Origin of the sequence: Terrirubrum flagellatum (assembly GCF_022059845.1) — a bacterium.
GTDB lineage: Bacteria > Pseudomonadota > Alphaproteobacteria > Rhizobiales > Beijerinckiaceae > Terrirubrum > Terrirubrum flagellatum.
This window is the reverse complement of sequence record NZ_CP091851.1, coordinates 1,415,616-1,441,741: the sequence shown is the minus strand read 5'-3', so window position 1 is coordinate 1,441,741 and position 26,126 is coordinate 1,415,616. Positions and strand designations below refer to the sequence as shown.

Here is a 26,126-nt window from a genome sequence, read left to right as displayed (position 1 = left end):
TAGCTATGATCGATTGCGGCCGGCGCCAGTCCCCGCGCTGCGCAAAATTGCGGCGCTGCGATCAGCGGCTGCGCGGCGCGCGCGTCAGCAGGCGATGGCCGGTCTCGGTGATAAGGATCGTATTCTCGACCACGCCCGTGCCCAACCCCTCCACCACTACCATCGGCTCATAGGCGACGGTCATGCCGGGCTTCAACTCCGCTTTCGAGCCCGCGAACAGGCCGCCCGGCGCCTCGAACAGGTCCATGCCGATGCCGTGACCGAAACCGCTCGCGTAGAAATCCTTCTCGTACTTCGTGCCCTTGACGACGCGAATGAGCTTCTGCGCGATGTCGTCGATCGTACGGCCGGGCTTCATCTCTTCGAGGCCGGCGTCATAGAGGTCGTCAGCGATCGACAGGAGACCCTTCGCCTCGCCGCTCGGCTTCTCCCCGACCACGGCGCAAAGACTGGTGTCGGAGGCGTAGCCGCGATAGCTCGCGCCGAGATCGAGAAACACCATCTCGCCTTTCTCGAGTTTGCGTTCGCGGGCATAGGCGTGCTTGAGACCCGCGAGCTTGCCGCCGACCACGCAGGTGCGGAAGGATTCAATTGCGCCGCGCGCATACATCGTTTCAACCACGGCCGCAGCGCATTCCGTCTCGAGGACGCCGGGCGCCAGGCGCGCGAACAGCGCGTCGAAGGCGGCGTCGGCGATCTTGCCTGACTCTTCCATGACAGCGATCTCGGCCGCGCTCTTGATCAGACGCGCATTGGTGATGACCGCGTCCGCCGCGCGCAGGCCAGGCAGCCGGCTCGCAAGCACGGCATGGAATTGTTGCGGAATGAGCGCGGAGTTGCCGAGGCCCACATGCCTGAGATCGGCGGCCGCGTCGGCCGCCAGCGTTGCGACCTCATCGACCGCGCCGCCATAGACGGGACCCGCGGCGCAGCGCACCTCCGCCGCGCGGCAGTTCCACACCATCGAATGCATGGGTTCGGCGTGCAACATGCCGTTGGTGGTGACGATGACGCCGCCATCGGCGCGGACGACAACGAAGGCTGCGCCAAAGACAGGCTGGAAATTCGTCAGCCAGCGCAGACTGGCGTAGGAGCCGACGCCGCAATAGACGATGATCGCATCAAGCTTCGCCTCGGCGAGGCCAGCGCGCACAGCCGCGATGCGGCGTTCATATTCGGCGTCATTGAAGTCAGGATCATAATAAGGCGCGCGCGCCTGCGGCGAATAATCGAGACGCATCATGCGGCGATCCCCCTCATTTTCGCTTGCGCTGCGGCCTCGCGGCCGGCAATCCGCCCGCCGACAAAACACTCCGCGAGATTACCGCCGGACATATAGATATGGCCGAAGACGCTGCCGATCTCTCCCGCTTCATAAAGACCGGGAATCGGCTGGCCGAACGCATCGAGCACGCGCTGGCGCGCATCATGGGCCGGACCACCCTGCGTGTTGGACACGACAGGCCAGACATGAGCGGCCGAGAACGGAGGTTCGATGATGGATGCGCGTCCCTTCACAGGACGTCCCAATTCATCTTCGCCGCCGGATGCGACAAGCGCGTTCCATTGCGCGATCGTCGCCTCGAGAATGGCGGGCTCGATCGAGAAGGCGCGTGCGAGATCTGCAATTGAATCGAATGAACTCAGGATCGCGTCGTCCATCTCCCGCGCCGATGCCTTGCGATAGCGCGCCGCGACTTCATCGTCATGCCAGGTCGGCGCGGAGAGCGGATAAAGCGATCGGCCCTTCGCGTCGACGATCAGCAGCGCCGGGAGACGCGCATGCGATTGCGTCGCGAAATCCATCGGCTCCATGGCGCGATGGCCGGTGTCCTGCACATAGGGCTCATACTCATTCATGAATCGGCGCCCGGCGCGATCGACGAGAATCCAGCTCATCGTCACATCTTCGCGGAAAGAGGCGCCCGGCAGCCAGTCCGGCAATCGCTTCAGCCGCACGCCGAATGGATAATCCCCATCCGGATGCCTGAAGCCGTAGGAGCCGTGATAGTGCCACATATGCCAGAGCGAGGCGCCGGCCGCCTGCGCCATCTTCATCCCATCGCCCGTGTTGGTGCGGATCGCGGCTGAGAGCACCGGCCGCATCGGCCAGAACTGCGCCTGAATATCGGCGGCGCCTTCAAATCCGCCGGTCGTGAGGATGACGCCGCCACGCGCGTGGAAGATTCCTCGCTCCGTCTCAACGCCGACAACCTTTCCTCTCTCAATAATGAGGCGCTGCGCGGCGCAGCCATAGCGCACATCGATCGCACGCGCCTCGACATTCGCAAGCACCGTCTTGAACAGGCGCGCGCCCGCGGGCGAGCCGCGCACCGATGGAAAATCCGCAGCGGGATCGAAATCCGGCACGGCATCAATATTGATGAAGCTGAACGCGTCATGCCCGGGGAACGGATAATTGCCCGGCGCCGGCCTGATCGACATCGTCGCGCCTGCCCTTTTCGCGAGATCGCCGATAAATTCAGGCATTTCGCGCATGCCTTCCGCAAGCGCTGCGAGAACGTCTGATGGCGTCGTGTCCGCATTGGTCGCGCTGAGATAGGCGAAGGCGTCCACCGGACGATCGCTGCAACGCACGCCGCCAGCCGAGCAGACCGAAATGCCGCCGGCATCATTGCGCTTCTCGATCAGCAGCACGCGCGCGCCTGCGTCATGCGCCGCAATCGCCGCGACGCCGCCGGCGTAACCGAACCCGACGATGATGACGTCGAAAGATTCCATCGTCAGCCCACGCTGGGGTAAAGCGCGCGCACGCCGGCGACGAGATCGGCGACCATGGCGTCGAGAATCGCGCGCCCCTTCTCCGCTGTCGCGAGCGTGGGATCGCCGCGCACGCCCGTTGCGCTGTAGTGATGGCCGCTCTTGGGATCGCCTGAAAATTCCGCCGGCTGATAGAACACCGTCGCGGGTTGATTGAGCATGTTGCCATAGTCCGCTTGCGCCTTCGACATATTCACTTTGTCGGGCGCGATCGCCAGCATCAGCGATGTCTCATGCTCGTCGCCATGGCCGCCGAGCTTCTGCTGCTTGACATGATCGCTTGATTTGCCGAGTCGCCTGATATCGGCGACCGCAACCGTCTTGCGAAGCTGCGAGAAGATATTGCGCACCGCGATCTGCACCGGCCCTTCTGTCGAGACGCCGGTGTTGACGATGAATACATGCTCAGCGCCATGTGCGAACAATCCGCCGAGCACATCTTCGAGCAGCGCGATGAATGTCTCGGCCCGAAGATGCTGGCTGCCGGGATAAGCGATGAAGGCGGGATAATAGCCGAAGTCGACGACCGGCGCGACCAGCACCGGCAATTCCTTCGCCAGCCCGTCGCACAACGCGCGCGCCAGCAGATAATCCGTCTGCATCGGGAGATGATGGCCGTGTTCTTTCGCGCGCGCGCCGATGGGCGCGATGACAGGCCAGCCTGCGGCCAATCGCTCCGCGACCTCGGGCCAGGCGAGGTCTTCGATCCAGCGTCCCTTCACAGATAGCGCTCCAGAAACAGCCTGACGTCGGCGGCCCAGACCGAGGGGCCCCTGCTCTCCAGCAGATGTCCTTCATGAGCATTGACGCCGAATTGCGGATAAATCCTCGACTGGAACACTTTCCCGCTTCCCTCCAGCGATTGCGCCAGCTCCTTCGTCGGCCGGATCGAATAATCATTCTCCGCCTGGATGAAGAAGATCGGCGCCGTGACGCGGTGCGCGGCTTCTATCATCAGCTTGCGCAGTCCCGGCGTGCGGTCCCAGTTCATCGCGGCGCCGGCGAACTCCACGGCGCATGTGAATTTCTCGCTCTTTGACGCTGCGAGCAACGTCGTCGTGCCGCCGAAGGAGGAGCCCATCACGCCGATATGCTTCGCGTCGATCTCCGGCAGCGCGGCGACGACATCAAGCGCCCTCAGCACATCATCGCTCTCGCGATCGAGTCGCGCCGCAAGTTGGGCGTCATATTCATCCGTGCCGTAAGGCGCGGAGACTTCCTCGCGCCAGCCTGGCCCTTCCGACGCGCCATAGCCGCGCCGGTGCGGGAGGAACGAGGCGATGCCCCACGACATCAGCAGCAAAGCCGTGCCGGGGCGGGAGGTATCCTCGGTTCCCTTGTCGATGCCGCTGCCGTGATTGGTGATCACGAGGGGAAACGGCCCTTCGCCCGGCGGCAGATGCAGCCAGCCCTTCAGCGCATAGCCGCCACTGGAGAATGAAATCTGTCGCGGCGCGATCGTATGGCCGGAGATCGGCGTATCACGCAGGCGGCTCGGCAATGCGAGGTCGACGCTCTCAAACACATGCCGTTCAAAGCGCGAGATGAGCCCGCGCATGGTTGCGCGCACCGCCTCAAAGTCGACGCTGGCGCCGCGCGCCGCAAGATCGCGCGCCTGCGCGTCCGCATCGGGAAACGCGCATTGCCAGGTCACGTCGGCTTCGCTGCCATCCCCGCTTTGTCCCTTTACGAATATCTCGCCGGGCGACAGGCCGAGCGACAACCTGACCGCACAGGCGCGGCGCCGCGTCGCCAGCACATCGGCGGCGGCGCCCGGCTTCGCGAAATAATGCGTGCGCTCGATGATCGTCATCGTCAGCCCGGAAAGAAGCAGCGCGCGAGATGCGCGCCATCGATGGCGACAAGCACGGGGTCCTCCTCGCGGCATTTCGCCTGCGCGCGCGGACAGCGCGGATGGAAGTGGCAGCCTGAGGGCCGGTCGAGCGGGCTTGGCGTCTCACCGATCAGCGGCGGGGCGTCGGGCTCGTCGAGCGTCGGCTCCGGCGCGGCCGCGATCAGCGCCTGCGTATAGGGATGCGCCGGCCGGTCGAAAATCTGCTCTTCCGTCGCGATCTCGACGATGCGCCCGAGATACATCACAGCCACGCGCCGGCTGACATGGCGCACGGCGCCAAGATTGTGCGAGATGAAGATCACGCTGAGCGACAGGCGCTCCTGAAGGTCGGCGACGAGATTGAGAATCTGCGCCTGCACCGAGACGTCGAGCGCCGACGTCGCCTCATCGAAGATCACGACGCGCGGACTGCCGGCGAGCGCGCGCGCGATCGCGATGCGCTGGCGCTGGCCGCCGGAGAAAGCGTGGGGATAGCGCCCTGCGGCGTCAGCAGGCAGCCCGACGAGATTCAACATCTCCGCAACGCGCGCGCGCATCTCGGCCGGACGCATCGCAAAACGACGCAGCGGTTCAGCGATGATGTCCTGCACCGTCAATCGCGGATTAAGCGACGACACCGGATCCTGAAACACCGCCTGCAGGCTCTTGCGGCGCGGCCGCATCTCGCGCTCGCTGAGATCAGTCACGTCTTCGCCCATCAGGCGGATGCGGCCCGACGTCGGCGCGACCAGTTTCAGCACCATGCGCGCGAGCGTGCTCTTGCCGCAGCCGCTTTCACCGACGACGCCGAGCGTTTCGCCATCCTCAAGCGCGAAGCTGACATCATCGACCGCGCGCAGCACGCGGCCGCCGACGATGAAATCACGCGCGAGATGATCGATCTGCAAGGCCGGCGCGTTCATGCCGCCACTCCCGGCAGGAATTCATGCGCGCGCAGGCAGCGGGAGAGACGGCCCGGACCGACTTCGGCGAGCGCAGGCGCGGTCTCCGCGCACATCGCCAGCGCGTGCGGGCAGCGCGTGCGGAAACGGCAACCGCCTGGCCACGCTCCCGGCGCCGGCATCTGGCCGGGAATAACGGGGAGACGCGCCTCACGCCGCCGCGCCGTCGGCATCGCCTGAAGCAGCAGCCGCGTATAGGGATGCGCCGATCCCGAGAAAATGTCGCGAACCGAGGCGATCTCGACCACCTCGCCCGCATACATCACCGCGACGCGATCAGCCATGCGCGCGATCACGCCCATGTCATGCGTGATGAGCAGGATGGCGGAGCGATGTTCGCGCCTGAGCCTTTTCATCAGTTCGAGAATCTGCGCCTGAATGGTCACGTCGAGCGCGGTCGTCGGCTCGTCGGCGATGAGCAGACGCGGCTCGCACGCCATCGCCATCGCGATCATCACGCGCTGTCGCATGCCGCCGGACAGGCGATGGGGATAGTCGTCATAGCGCTCGGCCGCCGCTGGCACGCCAACTTCTTCGAGCAGACGCAATCCACGCTCGCGCGCCGCTGCGCCGCCGAGGTCGAGATGCGCGCGCAGCACCTCCTCGATCTGGAAGCCGACGCGCAGCAGGGGATTAAGGCTCGTCATCGGCTCCTGGAAAATCATCGCCATGCGCCGTCCGCGCAGGCGCCGCATTCCGGCTTCGTCGAGTGCGCTCAGACTTCCGCCTTCGAACCTGATATCGCCATGGCTGATGGCGCCTTGTTCGCCGAGCAGCCGCATCACGGCAAGCGCGGTCACCGACTTGCCTGAGCCGCTTTCACCAACCACGCCGAGAATCTCGCCCTCGCGCACTTCAAACGAAGCGCGGCTGACGACTTCGCGCGCTCCGCGCTCGCCGCGGAACGAGACCGATAATTCCGAGATATCGAGAAGCGGCGCGTTCAACGGTCAGCGTCCATGCAGCCGGGGATCGAGCGTGTCGCGCAAGCCGTCGCCCAGCAGATTGAAGCCGATGATGGTCAGGCCAAGCACGATGCTGCCTGACACCGCGAGATAGGGATCGCTGCGCAACGCCGGCAGCCCGTCGCGGATCATGCCGCCCCAGCTCGGCGTGGGCTCCTGCACGCCCAGCCCGAGAAAGCTCAGCGTCGCTTCCGCCATGATGATGAAGCCGACGCCGACCGAGGCGCGCACCAGAAGCGGCGCGACGATGTTCGGCAGGAGATGGCGGCGTAGAATTTCAAAGGGCGGCGTCGCCGAGACGACCGCGGCGTCGACATAGAGCTCCTGTTTCTGCACCAGCACGAGCGACCGCGCGAGCCGCGCAATCCCCGGCCACCACACGAGCGACAGTGCGACGATCACGGTCGCGACGCCGGGTCCGATCACCGCAGCGACGAGGATCGCAAACACCACCTCGGGGAAAGCGAGCACGATGTCGACGACGCGCATGATGATCGCCTCGGTCCATCCGCCGAAATAGCCGGCGATCATGCCGAGCGTCACGCCGACGAAGAGCGTGATGACAACCACTGATAGCGCGACGATGAGCGAGGTGCGCGCGCCGATGATGAGGCGGCTCGCAATGTCGCGGCCAAGTTTGTCGGTGCCGAGCCAGTTGATCGCGTCCGGCGGCGCCCAGACATTGACGAGATCGGTCGCGTCATAGGGATGCGGCGCAATCCATGGCGCAAGGATCGCAACGAGCACGACGACGAGCACGATGGCGCCGCCGATGATGGCGCTGCGCTGGCGCAGGAAGCGATGCAGCAGCAATGCGCGCGGAGCGCTGGCCGGCATAGCGTAGCTTGCGCTGGCGCTCATGCCGTCAGCTCCGAACGGATGCGCGGATCGATGATGGCGTAGAGAATGTCGACAAGCAGATTGATTGCGGCGAAGAACAGGATGAACAGCAACACCACCGCCATCGCCACGGGATAATCGCGCGCGAAGATCGAATCGATCGCAAGTCGGCCAAGGCCGGGAATATTGAACAAAGTCTCGACCACGACCGTGTTGCTCAGGAGACCGCCGAAGATGACGCCGGCCGAGGTCGCGAGCGGCACCAGCGTGTTCTGGAAGGCGTGGCGATAGATCACCAGCCGCTCCTTCAGGCCTTTGGCGCGCGCGGTGCGCACGAAATCCTGCTGCAGCACTTCGAGCATGAAGGTGCGCGTGAGCCGCGCGATATAGGCGGCGCTGGGAATGGCGAGCACGATCACAGGCAGCACCGCCTGCTTCAGCGTTCCCCACCCCGCGACCGGCAGCAGACTCATCTTCACGCTGAAGAAATAGACGAGGAACGTCGCAATGGCGAAATTCGGAACGGAAAGCCCCGCGACCAGCGCGAGGATGATCGCCGTGTCCTGAAATCTGTTGCGATGGATCGCCGCTTGCACGCCGGCGATGGCGCCGAGCGGCAGCGCGACGGCAAGCGCGGCGAGCGCCAGCAGCGGGCTGATCAGCAGACTGTCACGCAACACGGCGCCGACTGGCATATGCACATAGCGGAAGGACAGGCCGAAATCGCCTTTCGCGATCTGCCAGATATAGCGAAAGAACTGCTCGATCACCGGCCGGTCGAGTCCATATTCGGCGCGCAGCCGCGCCGCCATCACGACATCGGCTGAATGATCCGACAGCATCACCGCAACGGGATCGCCGGGCAGCGCCCGCGTCGCGGCGAAGGTGACGATGACAGCCGCCGCCAGCACCGGCGCAAGGCCGGCGAGGCGCCGCAGCGCGTAACGCAGCATCAGCCTAGATCGCGGACCATGATCGGACGGAACCGAAGGTCCGCGTCAGCGAAAACCCGCTTCCACTTTTCCTGATCATGGTCATTCGATCTCGATCTTGTTGAAGAGCGAGAAACCGAAGGCGGTGAGCGTCACATTCTTCACGTTCGGTTTCTTCAATCCCACAGACGCGGTCATCGGCAGCGGCGCCATGCCAACATCATCGAGCAGGATCTTCTCCGCCTTGTGATAGAGCTCGTAGCGTTTCGCCTCGTCAGGGATGGTCAGCGCCTCGGCCATGATCTTGTCGTAGTCCGCGTTCTTCCAGCGCGGCCGGTTGTACGGGCTCGATCCCGACCACATGTCATTGAGGAACGTCGCCGCGTCGGGATAATCCGCCGTCCATGCCCAGGGGAAGAACGCGACTTCACCGGCGTTCATGCCGCGAATGAAGGTTGCGCGCTCCACCGTCTTCACATTCACCTGCATGCCGAGCACGCGGTTGAACTGATTGGCGTAGTAGGTCAGCTCATCCTTGAACGCTTCGGTCGAGGAGATGTCGATCGGCGGAAGGCCCTTGCCATCGGGGAACCCAGCTTCAGCCATCAGTTTCTTCGCGCGCTCCGGATCATATTTCGGCTCCGGCAGCGAGGGATCGAAGCCGGGCATTCCCGGCGTCACTGCGCCGTTGAGCACGAAGGCCGCGCCGCCATAGAGCCCGCGCACCATCGCCGGCCGATCGACCGCGATCGAGATCGCTTCGCGCACGCGCTTGTCCTTGAAGGGCGCATAGAGATTCTGGTTCATGCCGAGATAGGCGGCCTGCGCGCGCGGCGTGCGGATCAATTCCTTCGCATAGCGATCATCGCGCAGCACGCGGCGAATAGCGGCGGCGTAGACATCGACGAAGTCGAGTTCGCCCGCGTCATACTGCGACAGCGCGGTGTCGGCGTTCGGCACGATCATGAAGCTCACGCCATCGATCTTCGGCGCGCCGCCCCAATAGTCCTTGTTGGCGTCGAGATCGACGGAGACGCCGCGCTTCCATTGCTTGAATTTATAGGGGCCGGTGCCGGCCGAGACCTTCGTCATCCAGTCGGCGCCCTGCTCGGCGACAATGCCACTGTCCATGAAGAACACGGGATAGATCGGAAACAGCACGTCGGGCTTCACGAAGGAGACGTCGATCGTGTTGTCGTCGACGATTTTGACGCCGGCGAGTTCGGTCGCCTTGCCGTCCTTCAACTCCTTAGCGCCAGCGATGACATTGAGATAGCCTGAGCTGAGGCCGCCCTTGCCGCCCGGTTTCAGCAACTCCTCATAGGTGTATTTCACGTCCTTGGCTGTGAAAGGCCGACCGCTATGGAACTTCACGCCCTTGCGCAGATGGAAGCGGAAGCCCGGCCCCGTCGTCAGCGGCTCCCAGCTTTCCGCCAGCGCCGGCGCGTTCTTGCCGTCGTCCGTGGTGACGGTGAAGCCCTCATAGATGTTGCGCATGATGCGCCCGGACACGATCTCGGAATAGGTGATCGGATCCATCTGCGCGGGATCGGCGACAACGTTGACGCGGAACGTCTTGGCGTCCGCCGCGGACGAAGCCGCGATGAGAATGAAAGACGCAAATGAAAGAATGGCGCGCTTGAACATGGCGGCTGTCCCCCGACAGATTGCCGAAAGACAGAGTTAAGCATCCGCGCCGAACGCTGCGCAAGCGCATCGCTCAAATGAGCGCAGCCCCTCTCCCGAACGCGTGGTGATCTGTCGAAGCATTCGCAGACCGCAGCATCTCACGGGAACGCCGCGCGCCTCGCCAAAGTCGGCCGCATCGCCCGAAGCGAGCTGACGGACTTGTGATCCGGTTACGCCGGCTTGCGCCGTTAAGGCGGCGCGCTCGTCTCAGGCGAGCTCGACAGCAACCACGCCAGGGATCGTGCGCAGCGCGCCTGCAACCTGCGGCGCGGCGCGATAGCGTCCGGGCAGCTTCACCTCGACCTCGCGACCGCCCGTCATCAGCGCTACGATCGACACCTCACCGTCGCCCTTCTGTATGAGCTGACGCGAGAGATCGGGCAAAGGCTCCTGATCGCGCACGAAGATGCGCATGATCGCAGCTTGGCTCTTGGCCGCCTGATCAAGCGGCTCCGCGCTCTGGATGCGGACGCGGATGTCGTCGCCATCGGCGGAGGCCGACACCGTCAGCAACACGATCTGCCCCGTCTCCAGAAGATCGCGATACTGGTTGAGCCGCTCGGCGAAAAGCGTCGCCTCATATTGTCCCGACGCGTCGGACAACAGGATGATGCCGAGCTTGCCGCCGGTCTTGGTGCGACGCTCGGTCTTGCCGAGCACGCTCGCCGCAAGCTTGCCAACCGTCGCGCCCTGCCGCACCGAGGCGGCGAACTGCGCATAGGTCTGGATGTTCTGGCGTTTCAGGATCGGCCCGTAATCATCGAGCGGATGGCCTGAGAGGTAGAAGCCGACCGCCTGATGCTCGCGCTGCAATTTCTCCTGCGGCGTCCACATGGTCGTCTTCGGGATCGGCAGCGTCGCGTTGCCGCCGCCGCCCAGCATATCGCCCTGCCCGCTCTCGGCCGCAGCCGTCTCGCGATTGGCGAGCCCGACGATGAGATCGACGGTGGCGAAGGCGCGCGCGCGATCGGACTCCAGAGCATCGAACGCGCCGGCGGCGACCAACGCCTCCAGCGTGCGCTTATTGACGATGCGGGCTGAGATGCGGCTGGCGAAATCGGCGAGCGACGTGAAAGGCCGATCGCCGCGCGCGTCGACGATATGCTCGGCCGCCTGCCGGCCAACGCCCTTGATCGCGCCGAGCGCATAGAAGATCGAGCCGCCGCGCACATCGAACACGACGCCCGAGCGATTGACCGAAGGCGGCTCGACCGGAATGCCGAGCCGCTTCGCCTCGAGACGGAATTCCGCCAGCTTGTCGGTGTTGCCGATGTCGAGCGTCATCGACGCCGCCATGAACTCGACGGGATAATTCGCCTTGAGATAGGCGGTCTGGAACGCGATCAGCGCGTAGGCCGCCGCGTGGCTCTTGTTGAAGCCGTAATCCGCGAATTTCGCCAAGAGGTCGAACACCTCATCGGCCTTCGCCTGCGGCACGCCATTGTCGACGGCGCCGGTGACGAAACGGACGCGCTGCGCGTCCATCTCCGCCTTGATCTTCTTGCCCATGGCGCGACGCAGGAGATCGGCTTCGCCGAGCGAGTAGCCCGACATGATCTGAGCCGCCTGCATCACCTGTTCCTGATAGACGATGATGCCGAAGGTCTCTTCGAGGATCGGCTTCAACATGGCGTGCGGATATTCCGGCTGCTCATAGCCGAGCTTGCGCGCGCAATAGACCGGGATGTTCGCCATCGGGCCCGGACGGTAGAGTGCGACGAGCGCGATCAGATCCTCAAACCGGCTCGCCTTCATCTCGACGAGCGCGCGCCGCATGCCCGCGCTTTCCACCTGGAACACGCCGACCACCTCGCCGCGCCCGAGCATCTCGTAGGTCTTCACGTCATCGAGCGGCAGCGCCTGCAGATCGAGCTCGATGTCGCGCTGCTTCAGGAGCGCGACCGCCGTCGTCAGCGTCGTCAGCGTCCTCAAACCAAGGAAGTCGAACTTCACGAGGCCCGCCGGCTCGACCCATTTCATGTTGAATTGGGTGACCGGCATGTCCGACTTGGGATCGCGATAGAGCGGCACGATCTGGTCGAGCGGCCGATCGCCGATGACGATGCCCGCGGCGTGCGTCGAGGCGTGCCGATAGAGCCCTTCGAGCTTCTGCGCGATCGTCAGCATGCGGTCGACGACTGCATCTTCGTCGGCCGCCTCGCGCAGCCGCGCCTCGTCCTTGATCGCCTGCGCGAGCGTCACCGGATTGGCCGGATTCTGCGGCACCAGCTTGGTCAGCTTGTCGACCTGGCCGTAAGGCATTTCGAGCACGCGGCCGACATCGCGCATGACGCCGCGCGCCAGCAGCGAGCCAAAAGTGATGATCTGCGCCACGCGGTCCTGCCCGTAGCGCTCCTGCACATAGGCGATCACCTCGTCGCGCCGGTCCTGGCAGAAGTCGATGTCGAAATCCGGCATCGACACGCGGTCGGGATTGAGGAAGCGCTCGAACAACAGGCCGAAGCGCAGGGGATCGAGATCGGTGATGGTCAGCGAATAAGCGACGAGCGAACCGGCGCCGGAGCCGCGGCCGGGGCCAACCGGAATGCCGTGGTTCTTCGCCCACCTGATAAAGTCGGCGACGATCAGGAAGTAGCCCTGATATTTCATCTTGGTGATGACGCCGATCTCGAATGCGAGACGATTGCGATAATCCTCTTCGGTGAGCCCCGGCGCCGTCCCATGCGCGGCAAGCCGCGCGCTGAGCCCCTCTTCCGCCACGCGGCGCATCTCGGCGGCTTCGCGCTCCTCGGCCTCCCTGGCGTCGGCGGCGCCCGGCGTGAAGCGCGGCAGCATCGGGGTTTTGAGGCTCGACGGCCGGTAAAGGCAGCGCATCGCGATCTCGACCGAATTCGCCGTCGCCTCCGGCAGATCGGCGAAGAGCTGCTGCATCTGCGCCCGCGTCTTGAAGTCATGCGACGAGGTCAGACGCCGCCTGTTGTCGTCGGCGACGATGCGGCCTTCGGCGATGGCGATCAGCGCGTCATGCGCTTCGTAATCCTCCTGCGAGCCGAAATAGACGTCGTTCGCCGCGACGAGCGGGAGACCGGAACGATAGGCCAAATCGAGAAGCTGCGGCTCGACCGCGCGCTCCGTCTCGCGGCCATGGCGCTGCAGCTCGACATAAAGTCTGTCCTTGAAAACAGACGCCAGCTCATCGAGCCGCTGCCGCGCCAGCGAGCTGTTACCTTCCGCGAGCGCGAGATCGACCGGGCCCGAAGGGCCGCCGGTGAGACAGATCAGCCCTTCGCTAAAGTCCGCCAGCATCGACCACGGCGCATGCGGCGGCTCCCCGGGCGCGGGGCTGAGAAAGGCGCGGCTGCCGAGCCGCATCAGATTGCGATAGCCTTCGCCCGTGGCGGCCAGCAGCACAATCGAAGGATGCGCCCGCGGCAGACCATGGCCGACATTATCCCGCGCCGCCACCGCCACAGAAAGCTGCAGCCCGACGATCGGCTGCACGCCCTCCTTGGCCAGCTTTTCCGAGAATTCGAGAGCGCCGAAAAGATTGTTGCTGTCGGTGATCGCCAGCGCCGGCATCTGGTCGGCGATCGCGAGCTTCGCCAGCTTGTCGATCTTCAGCGCGCCTTCGAGCAGCGAATAGGCGGAATGGACGTGGAGATGGACGAAGCCGATCTCCTCGAGGATGCGGGCCATCGAAACAAGCCGTGAGCGATTCTGGACAGCCGCGACTCTTTCCCATTCCTCCCGCTCGGTCGAGAGCGGGACGGCGCTCGCCGCCCTGGCGTCCACATCGGAGGGAAAGACGGGTTGAGCCCGGATGGGCGCAGCCAGTCAGACCGGCGGAACGACCGACGCCGCCGCGGACAGCACGCCAATCATGGCGACGAACAGGGCCAGCGACGCCAGCTCCGCAATATTCCGGACCGCAATACGCAACATGACAGCCTCCTGATACGCTTTAAATTCTCCTTTTGTTCTTTCTATGTTCGCGGCTGGAGTCAAGAGGCGCCGCTGGGGAAACATGCAGAAACATCCGCGCGCGTCAGCCGCAGCCCTGACGCCTCGCGCGGCCGGCGGCGAGGCTGTAGACCGGCGCGATGAGCCCCGCGCCCGCTCCTTCCAGGCCCGGCCACGCCGCCCTCCCTCCCCGCGCGCTCGCCGATCTCGGCCGGCGCACGCTGATCATGGGCATCCTCAATGTGACGCCGAACTCCTTCTCGGACGGCGGCGTCTATCGTGATGAGGACGCGGCGGTTGAGCGCGCTTCCGAAATGGCGGCGGAAGGCGCCGACATCATCGACATCGGCGGAGAGTCGACCCGGCCCGGAACCGCGCCCGTCGACGCCGAGGAAGAGCAGGCGCGCGCGCTGCCCGTGCTGAAGCGCGTCGCTGCCGCGCGCGCCATTCCCGTCTCGATCGACACCTATCGCGCCTCGACCGCGCGCCTCGCCTTCGAGGCCGGCGCGGCGATCCTGAACGATGTCTGGGGGCTCCAGCGCGAACCGGAGATCGCCTATGTCGCCGCCGATCGCGACGCGCCAACGATCATCATGCACAACCGCGAGAAGGCTGACGGCGCGATCGACATCCTCGAAGACATGCGCGCCTTCTTCGCTCGCTCGCTTATGATCGCGCGACACGCCGGCCTGCGCGATGAGAACATCGTGCTAGATCCCGGCATTGGCTTCGGCAAGACGCGGGAGCAAAGCCTGCACGCGCTGCGCGAGATCGCCATACTGAAGGAGTTCGGCTTCCCCATTCTCGCCGGCCTCTCGCGCAAATCCTTCCTCGCGCCTTACTATCCCGAGGGAACGCCGCCGGCGGGGCGGCTGATGGCGACGATCGCTGCGAACGCCTACGCTGTTGAGGCCGGCGCGGCGATCATCCGCGTCCATGACGTGAAGCCCCATGTCGAGGCGATCGCCGTCATCGACGCGCTGACGCGGGCGAGCGCATGAGCGACAAGATCATCCTCTCGCGGCTGGCGGTCTTCGCCCATCATGGCGTGTTCGAGGAAGAGGCGCGGCTTGGCCAGCGCTTCTTCATTTCGCTCACCGCCGAACTCGATCTGTCCGAAGCCGGCGCGAAGGACGAATATCGGCTGTCGGTCGATTACGGGAAGCTGGCGCAGCACGCTCACGAGGTTGCGACGAAGAACCGATTTCATACTCTGGAGGGGCTGGCGGAAGCGATCGCAACGGACATTCTCGCAGCCTTTCCGCGCATTCAATCCCTCAGCGTTCGCATCGAGAAGCCGGCGGCGCCGATCCCGCTGGTGATCGACACTGTCGCGGTGGAGATCGAACGCCGACGCGCGACAACGTAATGGCGCGAGTAGCTCTTGGTTTCGGCGGCAATATCGGCGATGCGCGCGCGACGATCGCTCTCGCCATGACCCGGCTCGAACAGAAAGGCGTGCGCACTATCGCCCGCTCTGGCGACTACGAGACGAAGCCCTGGGGACCGATCGCGCAGGCGCCTTTCGTCAACGCCTGCGCGCTCGTCGAGACTGCGCTTGATCCGCGCGCGCTGCTCGTTTTGTGCAAACGCATCGAAAGCGAATTGGGCCGTATATCGGGCGAACGCTGGGGTCCCCGCGCGATCGATATCGACATCCTCACCTATGATGATCTCGCGCTCGACGAACCAGATCTGACGATCCCGCACAAACACATGCTGGAGCGCGCGTTCGTGGTGATCCCGCTGCTCGAAATCATGCCGGACGCGATCATTGACGGCCGGCGATTGTCGGACGTCGCCGCGACCTTCGATCTGTCGGACGCGCGTCGGCTTGATTAGAACATCGTGTTGGCGTTCGCAGAGCTTTCGGGGATTGGTTGAACGACATCCCAGTGCTCGACTATTTTTCCGTTCTCAAGCTTGAAGATGTCCACGATCGCGCGGCCAGGCGTTCCTGGTTCGCGCATCGAGTGAACATGAAGGATGACATAGTCTCCATCGACGAATGAGCGCTTGATCTCGCTATGCGCGTTGGGAAACTTCTCGCGGAGGAAGGCGACGAACTTGCGGAATCCGTCCGGCCCGTCGGCTGCGCCAGGATTATGTTGAACATACCGGTTTCCGACATATGCGAGCGCGGCGTCCGCATTCTTCTGGTTGAGGCCTTTTTCGTAAAAGTCGAGGACCGTCCGACGATTGGCCTCGGCTTGCTCTTTGCTGGTTTCGGCCAGCGCGCCCGTTGTCAGCAAAGCAAGGGCTGTCGCCGCGATGATTGTGAAAGTCGTTTTCGTAGCGACGCTCATGAATTTCGCTCCATATCTGATTGTCGTGAGAGGCCGAGCCATAGGTCGCGTCAAGGCGGCGGCGCCAATCACGATTGATCAACTCGCTGTTATGCCTCCGCAGCGCTAAAAGAGACCGCGCAGGAACGCCGCGGTCTCATCCGACACGCCAACGATCTTGTTCGTCGCCTGGCGATAGAATTTGAAATTGAGCTCGGTTTCGGGGCGGCCGTCGTTCCAACTATTGAAAGGCTTGAGTTCACGCCGCCCCAGCGGCCGCTTCGCCAGCGCTGTGACTTTGATTGCAATGCTCACGCGCGGCGTCTGCCGCTCGACGTCAGGCTTGCGCGCGACCGCCTCTGCCGACGTGACCACGCCCTGCGCAATCAGCCCCTGCCCACCTTCGTTCTCGCTCGCGAACAGGAAGATGACATCGCCTTTTGCGATAGTCTTCCCGCCATACATCGTCTTCTGTGCAGCGAAGGCGAACGTCTTCGCCGCGGTGTCGCGAATCTCGGCCTTGATCGCGAACGCCATGAATCACGCGGCGCGCAGGGTGCGGCCCGTCGCGCGGCTGAAGAGATGCACCGACGACGCCTTGGCGACGAGCCGCGCCTCTTCCGTCTCGGGATCGGTGGCGCCGGTCGGGATCGCGACCACGAGCGCCGCATCGCCCGCCAGGCCGTGAACCAGCCGCGTCGCGCCGAGCTCTTCGACGAATTCGCGCTTGAAGGTCAGCCCGCCATCGCCTGATGCGAACAGGCCCCAATCCTCCGGCCGCACGCCGATCTCGACTTCGTCGCCTTCCTGCACGATGAACTCGTCGGCGTTGAAGGGCAGCGTTCCCGCGCCTGCAATTTCGACGACGCCGCGGCCGGCCACGCGCCCCGGCATGAGATTCATTGCGGGCGAGCCGATGAAGCTCGCGACGAAGGTGGTCGCGGGACGGCGATAGACGTCCGTCGGCGCGCCCACCTGCTGGATCTCGCCACGGCTCATGACGACGACCGTGTCGGCGAGCGTCATCGCCTCGACCTGATCGTGGGTGACGAAGATCGACGTCGCCTTGAGGCGCTGATGAAGACGGCGGATTTCGAGCCGCATCTGCACGCGCAGTTTGGCGTCGAGATTGGAGAGCGGCTCGTCGAACAGGAACGCCTGCGGCTCGCGCACCACGGCGCGGCCCATCGCAACGCGCTGGCGCTGCCCGCCTGACAGCGCGCGCGGCTTGCGCGTGAGGAACTCGCCGATCGCCAGCATGCGCGACGCCTCGGCGACGCGGCGCTCGATCTCTTCCTTCGCCACGCCGCGATTGCGCAAGCCATAGGCCATGTTGTCGTACACGCTCATATGGGGATAGAGCGCGTAATTCTGGAACACCATCGCGATGTCGCGGTCGGAGGGCTCGATATCGTTGACGATCCTGTCGCCGATCTTGATCGCGCCCGACGTGATCGTCTCAAGGCCCGCGATCATGCGCAGCAGCGTCGACTTTCCGCAGCCGGACGGTCCAAGCAGCACGGTGAAGGAGCCATCCGGAATCGCAAGCGACGCGCCTTTCACGGCTTCGACGCCGCCGAGATAGACCTTCTTGACGTTTTCGAGCGTCACGCCCGCCATGTCGATTCCCCACTGATTTCGTGCTTCGTGACGCCGGCGACGCGCATCTTGCTCGATCGCCGCATATTGGCTGGCGCCGTCCCCGGAACGGCGAAGCGAGCGTCAGCGAGCGAAGCCGTGTCCGGGGCCCAGCGCAAGAATAGTGAGCGAAGCGAACACATGACGCCGGTTTCAAAAGGCCGCGCCTGCGGCGCGTTTCCTTGCGCTGGGCCCCGGACGTCATTGCGCTCGCATGCGCTCGCTACATGACTCCGGGGACGGAGCGAGGCGCTCATTTCTCGGTCTCCACGAGACCTCTGACGAACAGGCGCTGCATCAGCACCACGACTGCGACAGGCGGCAGAAGCGCCAGCACCGCGGTCGCCATGGCGAGCTGCCATTCGGTGAGCGCATCCTGCGTCACGATCATCTTCTTGATGCCGATCACGATCGTCTGCATGTTGTCCTTCGTCGTGATCAGCAGCGGCCAGAGATACTGGTTCCAGCCATAGATGAACTGGATCACGAACAAGGCCGCGATCGTCGTGATCGAGAGCGGCAGCACCGTATCGACGAAGAATTTGAAAGGCCCCGCGCCGTCGATCTTCGAGGCTTCGAGCAATTCGTCCGGGATCGTCATGAAGAACTGGCGGAAGAGCAGCGTGCCCGTCGCCGAAGCGATCAGCGGCAGCGACAGGCCGGCGTAAGTGTCGAGCAGGCCGAGATCGGCGACCACCTTGTACGTGGGGTAGATGCGCACCTCGACCGGCAGCATCAGCGTGACGAAGATGATCCAGAACGCCGACTGCCTGAAGGGAAAACGGTAATAGACGATGGCGTAAGCCGAGAGGATCGAGATCGCGATCTTGCCGATGGCGATCATCAGCGCCATGACGAGCGAGTTCAGCATCATCACGCTGACCGGCTGGCGCGTCGAACTGCCGGTGCCCTCAAACAGCACGCGATAATAGTTCTGCAGGAAGTAAGGGCCGGGTCGCAGCGGCAACTGGCCATTGACGATGGTCGCGGGGTCCCAGGTCGAGGCGACGAAAGCGAGATAGACGGGGAACGCCAGCACCAGCACGCCGAGCGTCAGGATGACATAAGCGAGAATATCCCCGAAGCGGCTGTTCTCGACCATCAGTAGGTCACCTTCCGTTCGATGTAGCGGAACTGGATCGCGGTGAGCGCGATCACGATCAGCAGCAGGACGACGGACTGGGCCGCCGATCCCCCGAGATCGCCGCCGAGACGACCATCCGAGAACACCTTGTAGACCATGGTCTCCGTCGCTTTCGCCGGCCCGCCGCCCGTGACCGCATCGATGATGCCGAAAGTCTCGAAGAAGACGTAGGTGATGTTGACGACGAGCAGGAAGAACGTTGTCGGTGACAAGAGCGGGAAGATGATCGTCCAGAACCGGCGCCACGGCCGCGCGCCGTCGATCGCCGCGGCCTCGATCACGCTGCGCGGGATGGCGGCGAGACCCGCGAGAAAGAAGAGGAAATTGTAGCTGATCTGCTTCCACACCGCGGCCATCACCACCAGCGTCATGGCGTGCCCGCCTTTCAGCAGCGGATTCCAGTCGACGCCCATTCCGCGCAGGCCGCGCGACACCATGCCGAGCGACGGCTGGAACATGAAGAGCCAGAGAACACCGGCGACGGCAGGCGCCACCGCGTAGGGCCAGATCAGCAGCGTGCGATAACTCATCGCGCCGCGCATCTGCCGGTCAGCCATCACCGCGAGAAGCAGCGCGATCGAAAGCGAAAAACCTGCAACCAGAATCGAGAACAGCGCCGTCGTTCCCATCGCATTGTAATATTCGCGGTTGGCGAACAGCGATTGATAGTTTTCGAACCAGACGAATTCCGTCGAGGTTCCGAACGCATCCTGAATCAGGAACGACTGCCAGACCGCCTGCGACGCCGGCCAATAGAAGAAGAGAACGGTGACGATGAGCTGCGGCGCAAGCAGCAGATAGGGCAACGTCTGGCCGCCGAAGATCGCGCGTTTTTCCATTGCTCGCTCGTCACGCGATGAAGGGCGGCGCTGACATCGCCGCAGAACCAATCATGTTGGAGAAAAAGCCGGCGCACAAGCGCCGGCTTTACATCTGCTTGCCGCCGATACGGCCGCCTGTTCCTCGCGCCTCAGCGCGAGACGGTGCGCTCGAACTGCCGCAGCATCGCATTGCCGCGCTGCACCGCGGAGTCCATCGCCTGCTGCGCGGTCTTCTGGCCGTTCAGCGCCGCCTCCATCTCCTCGGCCCAGATATCGCGCATCTGCACCATGTTGCCGAAGCGCAGACCTTTCGAATTGTCGGTCGGCTCCTTGTTGGTGAGTTCGAGCAGCGGCGTCTCGAGATAGGGATTGGTCTTGTAGAAGCCCGACGCCTTCACCTTCTCGTAGGCGGCTTTCGTGATCGGAAGATAGCCGGAATCCGTGTGCAGCTTCGCCTGACGATCGACATCGGAGAGGAAGGTGAAGAATTTCGCGACGCCCTTGTATTCCGCCGCGCTCTTGCCGCCCATGACCCACAGCGAAGCGCCGCCGAGAGTCGAATTCTGCGGCGCGCCCGGCGCGTCAGGATAGTAAGGCATCGGCGCATTGGCCCAGTCGAACTTCGCGTTCGCCTTCACGTTTCCATAGAAACCTGAAGACGTGATCATGATCGGGCATTCGCCCGAGGTGAAGCGGCCCTCGCCGGTGTTGGTGCGGCCGGCGTAATCGTAGGTCTTGTCCTTCTGCAGCTCGACGAGATTCTGCAGATGCTTCACATGCAGCGGCGAGTTGATCTTGAGCTCGGTGTCGAAGCCGTCGATGCCGTTCGCCTTCGTGCCGATCGGAATATTGTGCCAGGTGGAGAACTGCTCGATGTTGACCCAGGTCACCCAGGCGGTGGCGAAGCCGCAGGTCGCATAGCCCGCCGCCTTCAGCTTTTTCGCGGCGTCGAACGTCTCGGGCCAGGTCTTCGGCGGCTTGTCGGCGTCAAGGCCGGCCTTCTTGAAGGCGTCCTTGTTGTACCACATGACAGTCGAGGAGGAGTTGAAGGGGAACGAAAGCATCTCGCCCTTCACCGTGGAATAATAGCCGGTGACCGCCGGCAGGTAGGATTTGGGGTCGAACTGTTCGCCAGCGTCGGCCATCAGCTGATAGACCGGCTTGATGGCGCCCTTGGCCGCCATCATGGTGCCGGTTCCGACCTCGAACACCTGCATGATATGCGGCGCATTGCCCGCCCGGAACGCGGCGATGCCCGCGTTCATGGTGTCGGGATAGGAGCCCTTGTAGGTCGGAACGACCTTGTAGTCCTTCTGGGAGGCGTTGAAGTCCTCGGCGAGTTTGACGACGACGTCGTTGTTCGCGCCGGTCATCGCGTGCCACCACTGGATTTCGGTCTGCGCCAGCGCGCCGGTCGCCATCAGCGCGGACAACGCCACGCCGGCCAATCCCACCCTCAAGCTCATTTTTCGCTCCCTTTGCCTGGACCTCTTGTGCCGGCTTCTCTGTGCGTACGCCCCATGAAGGATACGTGACAAGCCCAAGGTCTTAAGCCGGCATACTATCGTCGAGGGCCGGGGGAAAGAGGCGCCGGCGCGCCGTTCACGCAATTGTTCATGGACCATTCAGGAAGCCGCCCGATCGCCCTTTGCGTTGGTCCGCCGCTTGCATTAGGACCACGCGGGGCACTGCGGAAAGCGCAGCGCCGACGCCGACATTCCGCCCGTATTACGTGGTATAAGGAACAAGGGCGTCGGTTCGAGGGGAAGTTAGGGGAACTGGATGTCGGTGGCGCGCTTCGGGGGAATTTGCGTGCTGGCGCTTGGCGCGTTGGCGGGGGCCGGTTTTGCCTCTGTTCAAGGCTCTTTGCCCGCATTGCCGTATGGTTTTGATCAGACGTTGCGCGCCGCTACGCTCGCCACGGCCGGCAAGCTCGGGGTGAAGCTCCCGGATAGTGGGACGAAAGTGGCTGCGGGGCCCGCCCCCGCCGCGGCGGCCACCGGGCCGGTCCAGCGTCCGCCGGTCATGATCAAGGTCGGCAAGGCCGAGCGCAAGACGATGCCGGTTCGTTTTGAGACGATCGGAACGGTGCAGGCGATGGCCACCGTCAACATCCGCAGCCGCGTCGACAGTCAAATCATGGCGGTGGAATTCGCCGACGGCGCAGCGGTGCAGGCTGGCGACGTGCTGTTCCGCCTCGACGCGCGCACCGTCGACGCGCAGATCAAACAGGCCGAAGGCAATCTGCTGCGTTCCAAGGCGACGCTCGACCTCAACGAACAGGATATGAAGCGCAAGGAGCAGCTCGCGAAGGCCGAATCGACCTCGCAGGCCCTGCTCGATACGGCGCGCGCCAACGTCGCCACCGCCCGCGCCCAGATCAAGGCCGACGAGGCGGCGCTCGAGAGCCTCAAGGTTCAGCGCACCTTCTTCGACATCGCGGCCCCGATCACCGGTCGCATCGGCGTCGCGACGCTGAAGGTCGGCAGCCTGACGAAGCAGAGCGAAAGCGGCCAGGTGCTCGCGATGATCAACCAGATCTCGCCGATCTATGTCGCCTTCCCGGTGCCGCAGCGCCTGCTGCCTGATCTGCGTGAAGCGGTCGCCGCGGGCACGGCCAAGGTCGCCGCGATCCCGCAGGGCATCACGAAGTCAGCCGAAGGCAAGATCGCGCTGCTCGACAATTCGGTCGACGCCACGACGGGCACGATCATCGCGCGCGCGGTGTTTGAAAACGCCGACGAATTGCTCTGGCCCGGCAGTCTTGCGAACATCCGCATCGACCTGCGCACGATCCCCAATTCGATCACTGTGCCGCGCGAGGCCGTGATGAACGGACAGCAGGGCAATTTCGTCTATGTCGTGGACAATGGCGTGGCCCGCATGAAGCCCGTCGTGATCGATCGCATGGTCGATCAAAGCACGGTCATTTCGAGCGGACTCGATGGCACCGAGACCGTCGTGACCGACGGCCAGATGCAGCTCGCCAACGGCGCTCGCGTCACCACCGCGCCGCCCGCTGCGCGGCCGGTCGCGCAACCGCCGCAGGGCGCGCCCGCCGCCGGGGCGCCGCCGTCACAGGGATAAGCGAAGCCGCCGCCAGAAGCCGACACGCCAGGATCGACAATGTCGCTGCCCGAACTCTGCATCCGCCGCCCCGTGATGACGACGCTGCTGATGCTGTCGTTCGTGATCTTCGGCCTCTTCGCCTACAAGAAGCTCCCCGTCGCCGCGCTGCCGCGCGTCGACTATCCCACCATCAACGTCTCCGTGCAGATGCCAGGCGCCAGCCCGGAGACCATGGCGGCCTCGGTTGCAGCTCCGCTGGAACGCGCCTTCGCCACCATCTCCGGCCTCGACTCGCTGACCTCGGTCTCGACGCAGGCCAACACGCAGATCACGCTGCAGTTCAATCTTGATCGCGAGATCGACGGCGCCTCGCTCGACGTCCAGTCGCAGATCAGCGCGACTTTGCGCCGCCTGCCCGCCGAATTGCCGGCGCCGCCGAGCTTTAGGAAGGTCAATCCCGGCGACACGCCGATCCTCTTCCTTGCGCTGAAGTCGGAGACGATGCCGCTCAGCGAGGTCAATGAATACGCCGAGAACATCCTCGCGCAGCAGATCACGCAGCTTCCAGGCGTCGCGCAGGTCAATATTTTCGGCCAGCAGAAATATGCGGTGCGCATCTATGTCGACCCGAAGGCGGCCTCGGCGCGCGGACTCGCGCTCAACGACGTGCGCAACGCGATCAATGCGGCGAATTCCAATGCTCCGGTCGGCACGCTGCGCGGCGAAAACCAGCGCGTCACCATCGAGGCGACCGGACAGCTCCGCCGCGCCGAGAATTACAACAACCTCATCGTCGCCACCAAGAACGGCGTGCCGGTGAAGCTTGAAGACATCGCGACGCCGAAGGACTCGGTCTACAACGACCAGACGGCGGGCTGGTTCAACAATGACCGCGCGATCGTGCTCGCGATCTTCCGCCAGTCCGACGCCAACACCGTCGAGACGGTGGATCGCATCAAGGCCACCCTGCCCGCATTCCAGGCGCAGTTGCCGCCTTCGGTCTCGCTGATCGTCAACAATGATCGCTCCATCTCCATCCGCGAGTCGGTCGAGGACGTGCAGTTCACGCTGCTGCTGTCGGTCGCGCTCGTGATCATGGTGATCTTCGTCTTCCTGAAGCGCCTGTCGGCGACCGTCATTCCGACGCTGGCGCTGCCGGTGTCGATCGTCGGCACGTTCGGCTTCATGCAGCTCTTCGGCTATTCGCTCGACAACATCTCGCTGCTGGCGCTGACGCTCGCGGTCGGCTTCGTCGTCGACGACGCCATCGTGATGCTCGAAAACATCGTGCGCCACATCGAAGAGGGCATGAAGCCATTCACGGCGGCGCTCGTCGGCTCGCGCGAGATCGGCTTCACCATCATTTCGATCACGCTGTCGCTGATCGCGGTGTTCATCCCCGTCTTCTTCATGGGCGGCGTCGTCGGCCGCGTCTTCCGCGAATTCGCGGTGACGATCTCTGTCACCATTCTCGTCTCGGGCTTCGTGTCGTTGACGCTGACGCCGATGCTCTGCGCGCGCTTCCTCAAGGAGGAGGATCATCACCGCAAGGTCGGCCTGCTGGAGCGCATCCTCGAAGGCTGGTTCCAGGCGATGCTGTGGCTCTATCGCGTGGCGCTCGACTTCGTCCTGAAATTCCGGCTCGTCTTCCTGCTGCTGACCTTCGTCACCGGCTGGTACAGCGTGCATCTCTATCAGACGGTTCCGCGCGGCTTCTTCCCCCAGGAAGATACGGGCCTTCTCACCGCCTTCACCGAATCCGCGCCCGACACCTCCTTCGAGGCGATGGTCGAACGGCAGAAGCAGATCGCCGCGATCGTCGGCGCCGATCCCGCCGTCGACTATTTCAGCTCGAACATCGGCTTCGGCGGCGCGATCAACCAGGGCTTCCTGTTCGTCGCGTTGAAACCGAAGGATACGCGTGATCGCGTCGAAGTGATTCTGTCGCGTCTGCGTCGCGAAACCGCGAAGGTGGCAGGCATCACCTTCGTCGCGCGCCCCGTCCAGAACATCAACCTCAACGCCGGACGCCAGTCGCGCGGGAATTACCAGTACACGCTGACGAGCCCCGACCTGAAGGCGCTGTTCGATTTCGCGCCGACCATGCTGGCGAAGCTGCGCACGCTGGACGAATTGCGCGACGCCTCGCTCGACCTGCAGCTCACCAACCCGCAGGCCGCCGTCGATATCGATCGCGAGCGCGCCGCGACGCTTGGCGTGAGCCAGGATGCGATCAAGCAGACGCTCTATAACGCGTTCGGTTCGCGCGAGATCTCGACGATCTATACGCCGGCGACCGATTATTCCGTGCTGATGGAGGCGACGCGCGACTTCCAGTCCGACGCGACGGCGCTCTCCCAGATCTATGTCAAATCATCGACGGGCCAGAACGTCCCGCTCGACGCCGTCGCCAGCGTGCGGCGCACGGTGGGTCCGCTCGCCGTGGCGCGCGTGGCGCAGCAGCCGGCGGTGACCATCTCCTTCAACCTGAAAGAAGGCACTGCGCTTGGCATCGCCACCGCCGCGATCCGTCAGGCGGAGCGCGAGATCGGCATGCCCCCCTCGATCATCGGCACCTTCTCCGGCACGGCGCAGATCTTCGAACAGGCGGTCGCCGGCCAGCTCCTGCTCGCGACGGCCGCGGTGTTCGTGATCTACATCGTGCTCGGCGTGCTCTATGAGAGCTTCATCCACCCGATCACGATCCTGTCCGGCCTGCCGTCAGCCGGCATCGGCGCGTTGCTCTCGCTGCAGCTCTACAACATGGACCTGTCGGTGGTGGCGATGATCGGCATCCTCATGCTGATCGGCATCGTGAAGAAGAACGCCATCATGATGGTGGACTTCGCGATCGAGCGCAGGCGACATGGCGACGATGCGCTGACCGCCATTCGCGAGGCGGCTCTGGTGCGGTTCCGCCCGATCATGATGACGTCTTTCGCCGCGATCTTCGGCGTGCTGCCGATCGCGATCGGCCATGGCGCGGGCGCCGAACTGCGCCAGCCCCTTGGCATTGCTGTCTGCGGCGGCCTGATCCTGTCGCAGCTCCTGACGCTCTTCATCACGCCTGTCGTCTATTACTACCTCGACAAGATCGACAGCCGCATGAAGGAGAAGAGCCGCGACGAGCACGCCGACGCGGCCCATGGCGCGCACGGCGCCCATCACGGGCATGGCGCGCATCCGGCGCCGGCCGGCCACGGCGCGCCGCCGGCGGTTCCCGCGGAATAATGCGCTCGGGCGGC

21 protein-coding genes are annotated in these 26,126 nt (G+C 64.2%); 5 read left to right on the top strand and 16 right to left on the bottom strand.

The annotated features are described in order from the left end of the window. Positions 1-61: 61 nt before the first annotated feature. The 10 genes from L8F45_RS07005 to dnaE form a co-directional block, all read right to left on the bottom strand. Positions 62-1,243 carry a M24 family metallopeptidase gene (locus L8F45_RS07005; RefSeq protein WP_342362161.1) on the bottom strand — a complete coding sequence of 394 codons (1,182 nt, stop codon included), beginning with the start codon at positions 1,241-1,243 and terminating at the stop codon, positions 62-64. Then, positions 1,240-2,742 carry an FAD-dependent oxidoreductase gene (locus L8F45_RS07000; RefSeq protein WP_342362160.1) on the bottom strand — a complete coding sequence of 501 codons (1,503 nt, stop codon included), beginning with the start codon at positions 2,740-2,742 and terminating at the stop codon, positions 1,240-1,242. Before L8F45_RS07000 ends, L8F45_RS07005 begins: the two co-directional genes overlap by 4 nt. A 2-nt stretch (positions 2,743-2,744) precedes the next feature. Next, positions 2,745-3,503 carry a creatininase family protein gene (locus tag L8F45_RS06995; protein ID WP_342362159.1) on the bottom strand — a complete coding sequence of 253 codons (759 nt, stop codon included), beginning with the start codon at positions 3,501-3,503 and terminating at the stop codon, positions 2,745-2,747. Continuing rightward, a complete protein-coding gene (locus L8F45_RS06990; RefSeq protein ID WP_342362158.1) occupies positions 3,500-4,594 on the bottom strand; it encodes an alpha/beta hydrolase family protein in 1,095 nt (364 codons plus the stop codon). The genes L8F45_RS06995 and L8F45_RS06990 overlap by 4 nt, the downstream gene beginning before the upstream one ends. A gap of 2 nt (positions 4,595-4,596) precedes the next feature. Continuing rightward, a complete protein-coding gene (locus tag L8F45_RS06985; protein ID WP_342362157.1) occupies positions 4,597-5,538 on the bottom strand; it encodes an ABC transporter ATP-binding protein in 942 nt (313 codons plus the stop codon). Continuing rightward, positions 5,535-6,524, bottom strand: coding sequence for an ABC transporter ATP-binding protein (locus L8F45_RS06980; protein WP_342362156.1), 990 nt, complete (start codon positions 6,522-6,524; stop codon positions 5,535-5,537). The genes L8F45_RS06985 and L8F45_RS06980 overlap by 4 nt, the downstream gene beginning before the upstream one ends. A gap of 3 nt (positions 6,525-6,527) precedes the next feature. Continuing rightward, on the bottom strand, positions 6,528-7,403 hold the full coding sequence (locus tag L8F45_RS06975; protein ID WP_342362155.1) for an ABC transporter permease: 876 nt from the start codon (positions 7,401-7,403) through the stop codon (positions 6,528-6,530). Continuing rightward, positions 7,400-8,335 (bottom strand): ABC transporter permease, encoded by a 936-nt coding sequence (locus L8F45_RS06970; RefSeq protein WP_342362154.1) that lies wholly within the window; start codon positions 8,333-8,335, stop codon positions 7,400-7,402. Before L8F45_RS06970 ends, L8F45_RS06975 begins: the two co-directional genes overlap by 4 nt. A gap of 81 nt (positions 8,336-8,416) precedes the next feature. Continuing rightward, positions 8,417-9,961 carry an ABC transporter substrate-binding protein gene (locus L8F45_RS06965; protein WP_342362153.1) on the bottom strand — a complete coding sequence of 515 codons (1,545 nt, stop codon included), beginning with the start codon at positions 9,959-9,961 and terminating at the stop codon, positions 8,417-8,419. A 249-nt stretch (positions 9,962-10,210) separates the two neighbouring features. Continuing rightward, positions 10,211-13,660: a DNA polymerase III subunit alpha gene (gene dnaE / locus L8F45_RS06960; RefSeq protein ID WP_342362152.1), complete on the bottom strand. Its 3,450-nt coding sequence runs from the start codon at positions 13,658-13,660 to the stop codon at positions 10,211-10,213. Between the two features lie 404 nt (positions 13,661-14,064). On the opposite strand from dnaE, the gene folP reads away from it, so the two are divergent. From folP to folK, 3 genes are read left to right on the top strand one after another with little or no spacing between them, the layout of a single operon-like run. Then, positions 14,065-14,925, top strand: coding sequence for a dihydropteroate synthase (gene folP, locus L8F45_RS06955; protein ID WP_425329991.1), 861 nt, complete (start codon positions 14,065-14,067; stop codon positions 14,923-14,925). Continuing rightward, positions 14,922-15,293, top strand: coding sequence for a dihydroneopterin aldolase (gene folB / locus L8F45_RS06950; protein WP_342362151.1), 372 nt, complete (start codon positions 14,922-14,924; stop codon positions 15,291-15,293). The genes folP and folB overlap by 4 nt, the downstream gene beginning before the upstream one ends. Beyond that, positions 15,293-15,766, top strand: a complete 474-nt coding sequence (gene folK / locus L8F45_RS06945; protein ID WP_342362150.1) for a 2-amino-4-hydroxy-6-hydroxymethyldihydropteridine diphosphokinase — start codon at positions 15,293-15,295, stop codon at positions 15,764-15,766. Before folB ends, folK begins: the two co-directional genes overlap by 1 nt. On the opposite strand, the gene L8F45_RS06940 is transcribed toward folK, so the two are convergent. The 6 genes from L8F45_RS06940 to ugpB all read right to left on the bottom strand — a co-directional run bounded on the left by L8F45_RS06940 (position 15,763) and on the right by ugpB (position 21,278). Next, complete coding sequence (locus L8F45_RS06940) at positions 15,763-16,230, bottom strand: nuclear transport factor 2 family protein (RefSeq protein ID WP_342362149.1); 468 nt, start codon at positions 16,228-16,230, stop codon at positions 15,763-15,765. The two genes, folK and L8F45_RS06940, sit on opposite strands and share 4 nt — an antisense overlap. Before the next feature lie 105 nt (positions 16,231-16,335). Continuing rightward, positions 16,336-16,746 (bottom strand): hypothetical protein, encoded by a 411-nt coding sequence (locus L8F45_RS06935; protein WP_342362148.1) that lies wholly within the window; start codon positions 16,744-16,746, stop codon positions 16,336-16,338. A 3-nt stretch (positions 16,747-16,749) separates the two neighbouring features. Further along, positions 16,750-17,829 (bottom strand): sn-glycerol-3-phosphate ABC transporter ATP-binding protein UgpC, encoded by a 1,080-nt coding sequence (gene ugpC / locus L8F45_RS06930; RefSeq protein WP_342362147.1) that lies wholly within the window; start codon positions 17,827-17,829, stop codon positions 16,750-16,752. A gap of 271 nt (positions 17,830-18,100) precedes the next feature. Then, the gene (gene ugpE / locus L8F45_RS06925; protein ID WP_342362146.1) at positions 18,101-18,949 is read right to left on the bottom strand and encodes a sn-glycerol-3-phosphate ABC transporter permease UgpE; all 849 of its coding nucleotides are present in this window, start codon (positions 18,947-18,949) and stop codon (positions 18,101-18,103) included. Beyond that, positions 18,949-19,830 (bottom strand): sn-glycerol-3-phosphate ABC transporter permease UgpA, encoded by an 882-nt coding sequence (gene ugpA / locus L8F45_RS06920; protein ID WP_342362145.1) that lies wholly within the window; start codon positions 19,828-19,830, stop codon positions 18,949-18,951. The genes ugpE and ugpA overlap by 1 nt, the downstream gene beginning before the upstream one ends. A 131-nt stretch (positions 19,831-19,961) precedes the next feature. Then, the gene (gene ugpB / locus L8F45_RS06915) at positions 19,962-21,278 is read right to left on the bottom strand and encodes a sn-glycerol-3-phosphate ABC transporter substrate-binding protein UgpB (RefSeq protein WP_342362144.1); all 1,317 of its coding nucleotides are present in this window, start codon (positions 21,276-21,278) and stop codon (positions 19,962-19,964) included. Between the two features lie 433 nt (positions 21,279-21,711). On the opposite strand from ugpB, the gene L8F45_RS06910 reads away from it, so the two are divergent. Both L8F45_RS06910 and L8F45_RS06905 read left to right on the top strand, forming a co-directional pair. Next, entirely contained in the window at positions 21,712-22,899 is a 1,188-nt protein-coding gene (locus tag L8F45_RS06910; RefSeq protein ID WP_342362143.1) for an efflux RND transporter periplasmic adaptor subunit, read from the top strand. Positions 22,900-22,938: 39 nt separating this feature from the next. Further along, entirely contained in the window at positions 22,939-26,112 is a 3,174-nt protein-coding gene (locus tag L8F45_RS06905) for an efflux RND transporter permease subunit (RefSeq protein ID WP_342362142.1), read from the top strand. Positions 26,113-26,126: the final 14 nt, after the last annotated feature.